Origin of the sequence: Dietzia sp. DQ11-71 (assembly GCF_014144995.1) — a bacterium.
GTDB classification, from domain to species: Bacteria; Actinomycetota; Actinomycetes; order Mycobacteriales; family Mycobacteriaceae; genus Dietzia; species Dietzia kunjamensis.
Genome location: NZ_JAALDT010000306.1, coordinates 1 through 4,733, shown reverse-complemented (window position 1 = coordinate 4,733; position 4,733 = coordinate 1). Strand labels below are relative to the sequence as shown.

Annotated in this window: 3 protein-coding genes and 1 pseudogene; 3 read left to right on the top strand and 1 reads right to left on the bottom strand. The window is 70.0% G+C overall.

The features are described 5' to 3' along the window. On the bottom strand, positions 1 to 949 hold a 949-nt coding region (locus G6023_RS11170), incomplete at its 3' end, for a chorismate-binding protein (RefSeq protein ID WP_182635529.1). Between the two features lie 156 nt (positions 950 to 1,105). Here G6023_RS11170 and G6023_RS11165 point away from each other — a divergent pair. From G6023_RS11165 to G6023_RS11155, 3 genes and pseudogenes are all read left to right on the top strand, one after another. Then, the gene (locus G6023_RS11165) at positions 1,106 to 2,623 is read left to right on the top strand and encodes a BCCT family transporter (protein ID WP_347570763.1); all 1,518 of its coding nucleotides are present in this window, start codon (positions 1,106 to 1,108) and stop codon (positions 2,621 to 2,623) included. 43 nt (positions 2,624 to 2,666) lie between these two features. Further along, positions 2,667 to 4,505, top strand: a complete 1,839-nt coding sequence (gene metG / locus G6023_RS11160) for a methionine--tRNA ligase (RefSeq protein ID WP_182635524.1) — start codon at positions 2,667 to 2,669, stop codon at positions 4,503 to 4,505. A gap of 9 nt (positions 4,506 to 4,514) precedes the next feature. After that, positions 4,515 to 4,733 (top strand): annotated as a pseudogene (locus G6023_RS11155) (TatD family hydrolase); the annotation flags it as partial.

Sequence of the window (4,733 nt, the reverse complement as noted above, 5' to 3'; positions counted from 1 at the left end):
CCGACGCGGGCGGGAAGGTGGCTGCCACGAGGGCGTCGTGGTCCACCGAGGTCCGCGCCGTGACGGTGGAGACCAGGTGGTGGACGCCGGGCGCGGGACGGACGGCGAGCAGGTCGGACACCCTCACCGAACCCACGTCCGCCACACGTCCGAGGTCGTTGCGTGCGAGGTCGACGATCATGATGTTCTCCGCGACGTCCTTGGCGGAGGCGAGGAGCTCGGCGGGGTCGCGGTCGGCGCGCACCGTGCCCTTGATGGGGCTGGTGCGGACGTCGTCGCCGGTGCGTACGAGGAACTCCTCGGGGGAGAAGGCCAGCACCGCGCCCCACTCGCCCTCGAGGTACGCCGACCGCGCGGCGGGGGCGCGGCGGGCCAGGGAGAGGAAGGTCTCGAGCGGGTCCGCGCGGAGCCTGCCGTCGAGGCGGGTGCTCAGGCAGGTCTGGTAGACCTCGCCTGCGCGGATCGCCTCGAGGCAGTCGACCACGGCCCGTCTGTGCGCGCGACGGTCGGGGGCGGCCCAGGTGAGGGGGATGCCGACCTCGTCGTCGTCGTCGCCATCGTCCTCGTCGTCACCGGTGCCCCCGGATGACGGCGGTCCGTACCGTCGGATTACCTCGTGCGGGTCGGGGGCGGTGCCGTCGCCGCGCCACCGGCCGTCCGGGGCGAGCGTGAGCATGCCCGTGGCCGTGCCGCGGACCGCCGCGGGCAGGAGAGGGGCGTCGCCCGGCACGTGGTCGGGGAAGGAGCGGAACCCGACGACGACGAGGTCGCCGGCCACCGAGAAGACCTGCTCGGGCCGGTTCGGCCGCAGGTCCACGGAGGGGATGATCACCGCCGGGGAGTCGCGCCAGTCGCCGAGGAACGCCGCCGGGGGGCCGATCCCGAGGGCCCGCGACCGCTCGTGGAGGGCGCGGAGGAGCGCCGGCACGGTGGGGGTGGAATCGGGCACCGTCCGATCGTGCCACCCCGGGGCGTCGAACCCACGCCAGGGTCCGATAAGCGCGTTATTATCTTGCGCTCACCTTAGATTGTTGACAGGGTTCGACGTATGCCAAAGTCACGAGAGAAAGCTTTCGACGCGTCGAATGACGGCCCAGAGGACCCTGTGCGCGGGCCCCGTCCGGGCGTCGACTTCACGGTCCTCGTGCCCACCACGATCATCGCGCTCATCGTGGTGCTCTGGGGCTCGTTCTACACGAATTCGTTCGAGAACGCCGCCGGTGAGGCGTTCTCGTTGGTGGTGGACACGGTGGGGTGGCTGTTCATCCTCGTCTCGACCACGGTCGTGGTCTACGCGATCTACCTGGCTCTGTCCCGGTTCGGCGGCATCCGCCTGGGCGGTGACGACGAGAAGCCGGAATTCTCCACGCGGTCGTGGATCGCCATGATGTTCGCCGCGGGTATGGGCATCGGGCTGATGTTCTACGGCGTGTCCGAGCCGCTCACCCACTTCCAGGAGCCGCCGCCGGGGCAGGAGCAGCAGTACGACGTGGCCATGGCCACGACGACGTTCCACTGGACCCTGCACCCGTGGTCGATGTACGCGATCGTCGGGCTCGCGCTCGCGTTGGCCGCCTACCGCTTCAAGCGCGGCCACCTCATCTCCCAGGCGTTCGTGCCGCTCATCGGTGAGAAGCGGGCCGCGGGGTGGATGGGGAGAGTCCTCGACATCGCGACCGTCGTCGCGACGATCTTCGGCACCGCCGCCTCGCTCGGGCTGGGTGCGCTGCAGATCCGGGCCGGGCTCAACGAGACCGGTGCGATCAGCGGTGGCGGCATCGCCCTGGTCGTGGGCGTCATCGTGGTCCTGGGCCTGGTGTTCCTCGCCTCGGCAGCCTCCGGGATCAGCCGCGGCATCCAGCTGCTGTCGAACATCAACCTCATCCTGGCGGTGTCGCTCGCGCTGTTCGTGGCGATCTTCTCCGGCGCCCTGTTCTTCATGCTCGACCTCATCCCCACCACGATCGGCACCTACTTCTCGAACTTCTTCGACATGGCCTCCCGCACCGCGGTGAGCGAGAACGGTGAGGCCGCCGAGTGGCTCTCCGGGTGGACGGTCTTCTACTGGGCGTGGTGGATCTCCTGGTCGCCGTTCGTGGGCATGTTCCTGGCCCGCATCAGCCGTGGGCGCACCGTGCGCGAGTTCATCATCGGCGTGGTGCTGGTCCCCAGCACCCTGTCGGTGGTCTGGTTCTCCATCTTCGGTGGCTTCGCCCTCTATCTCGAGGAGGCCGGACGCAGCGTCTTCGGCGACGGGGCACTCGAGCCGCAGCTGTTCAACCTGCTCCGCGAGCTGCCGCTCGCGCCCGTGCTCATGGTGGTGGCGATGGTCCTCATCGCCGTCTTCTTCATCACCTCCGCGGACTCGGCGTCGATCGTCATGGGCGGCATGGCTCAGCACGGCGTGGAGGAGCCGACCCGGTGGCTCGTCATGCTCATGGGGTCGTTCACCGCCGCCGTGGCGATCATCATGTTGGTGGCCGGTGACGGTGGCGGCAACGCCCTGTCGAGCCTGCAGAACATGACGATCATCGCCGCCTCGCCGTTCGTGCTGGTGCTGATCGCGCTGTGCGTGTCCATCCACAAATCACTCTCGCGGGATCCCGCGGCCGAGGAGGCCTGACGCGGTCCCGGCCCCCGCGGACGTGACCACTAGTCTGTAACCCATGGCGAAGACAGTCCTGACCGCGGTCGCATGGCCGTACGCGAACGGCCCCCGGCACATCGGACACGTCTCGGGGTTCGGGGTGCCGTCGGACGTCTTCTCGCGCTACCAGCGGATGGCCGGCAACGACGTGCTCATGGTCTCGGGCACGGACGAGCACGGCACGCCGCTGCTCGTGCAGGCCGAGAAGGAGGGCGTGCCGGTCCAGGAGCTCGCGGACCGCTACAACCGGGTGATCGTGGACGACCTGGCCGGCCTCGGCCTGAGCTACGACCTGTTCACCCGCACCACCACGCGGAACCACTACGCGGTGGTGCAGGAGCTGTTCCGGGGCCTGCGCGCCAACGGCTACATGGTCGCCAAGACCACCACCGGTGCGGTGAGCCCGTCCACCGGGCGGACCCTGCCGGACCGCTACATCGAGGGCACCTGCCCCATCTGCGGTGACGACGGCGCCCGCGGCGACCAGTGCGACAACTGTGGCAACCAGCTCGACCCGGCCGACCTGAAGAACCCGGTCTCCAAGATCAACGGCGAGACCCCGAAGTTCATCGAGACCGAGCACTGGTTCCTCGACCTGCCCGCGCTCGCGGACTCGCTGGGGGACTGGCTGGGGGGCCGGAAGGACTGGCGACCCAACGTCCTCAAGTTCTCGCTCAACCTGCTCGAGGACCTGCGTCCGCGCGCGATGAGCCGCGACATCGACTGGGGGATCCCCATCCCGGTGGAGGGGTGGCAGGATCGCGGCGACAAGAAGCTCTACGTGTGGTTCGACGCCGTGGTCGGCTACCTGTCCGCCTCGATCGAGTGGGCGTGGCGCTCCGGCGAGCCCGAGGCGTGGCGGCGCTGGTGGACCGACCCCGAGGCCGTGTCCCACTACTTCATGGGCAAGGACAACATCACCTTCCACTCCCAGATCTGGCCGGCCGAGCTCATCGGCTACGACGGCCGGGGTGCCCACGGCGGCGAGCCCGGGGCGCTGGGCGCACTGAACCTGCCCACCGAGGTGGTCTCGTCCGAGTTCCTCACCATGTCCGGGTCCAAGTTCTCGTCCTCGCGCGGCGTGGTGATCTACGTGCGCGACTTCCTGGCCGAGTTCGGCCCCGATGCGCTGCGCTACTTCATCTCGGTCGCGGGCCCGGAGAACCACGACACCGACTTCACCTGGGACGAGTACGTGCGTCGCACCAACTCCGAGCTGGTCGGCGGCTGGGGCAACCTCGTCAACCGCACCGTGTCGATGGCACACAAGAACTTCGGCGAGATCCCGCGGCCCGGCACCCTGTCCGACATCGACGCCGAGCTGCTGCGCGAGGCGGAGTCGGCCTTCGCCACCGTCGGCGCGCACCTCGAGCGCTCGCGGTTCAAGGCCGGCGCCACAGAGGCCATGCGCATCGTCGGCGCCGCCAACCGCTACATCGCCGCCACCGAGCCGTGGAAGCTGGCCAAGGAGCCCGACCAGCGCGAGCGCCTGGGCACCGTCCTGCACACCGCGCTGCAGGTCGTCTCCGACGCCAACACGCTGCTCACCCCGTACCTGCCGTCGGCCTCGCAGCAGATCCACGGCGCGATCGGCGGGCAGGGCGTGTGGGCCGCCGCCCCGCAGGTGCACGAGGTCACCGACGACATGCCGGTCGAGCTCGTCGGAGAGGGGCTGCCCGACGTGGGCCGCAGTTACCCGGTGATCATGGGTGACTACGCCGCCGAGCAGGCGCGGTGGGCGCGCACCGAGATCACCCCGGGCACCCCGCTGGCCAAGCCCAGCCCGCTGTTCGCCAAGGTCGACCCCGAGTTGGCCGAGACCGGGCCGAGCTGGGCGCCCATCCAGCAGGAGGACTGAGGCGACCGTATGGGTAAGCGCAAGCCCCGCCCCACTCCCGTCCTGCCCGAGTCGCTACCCGGGCTCGTCGACGCACACACGCACCTCTACTCCTGCGGACACCGCACCGCCGACGAGGTGCGCGCCGCCGCAGACCGCGCCGCGCTCGCCGGGGTCGCGGCCCTGGTCACTGTGGGCGATGACCTGGCCGAGTCCGAGGCCGTCGTGGCCGCCGCCGAAGCCGACGAG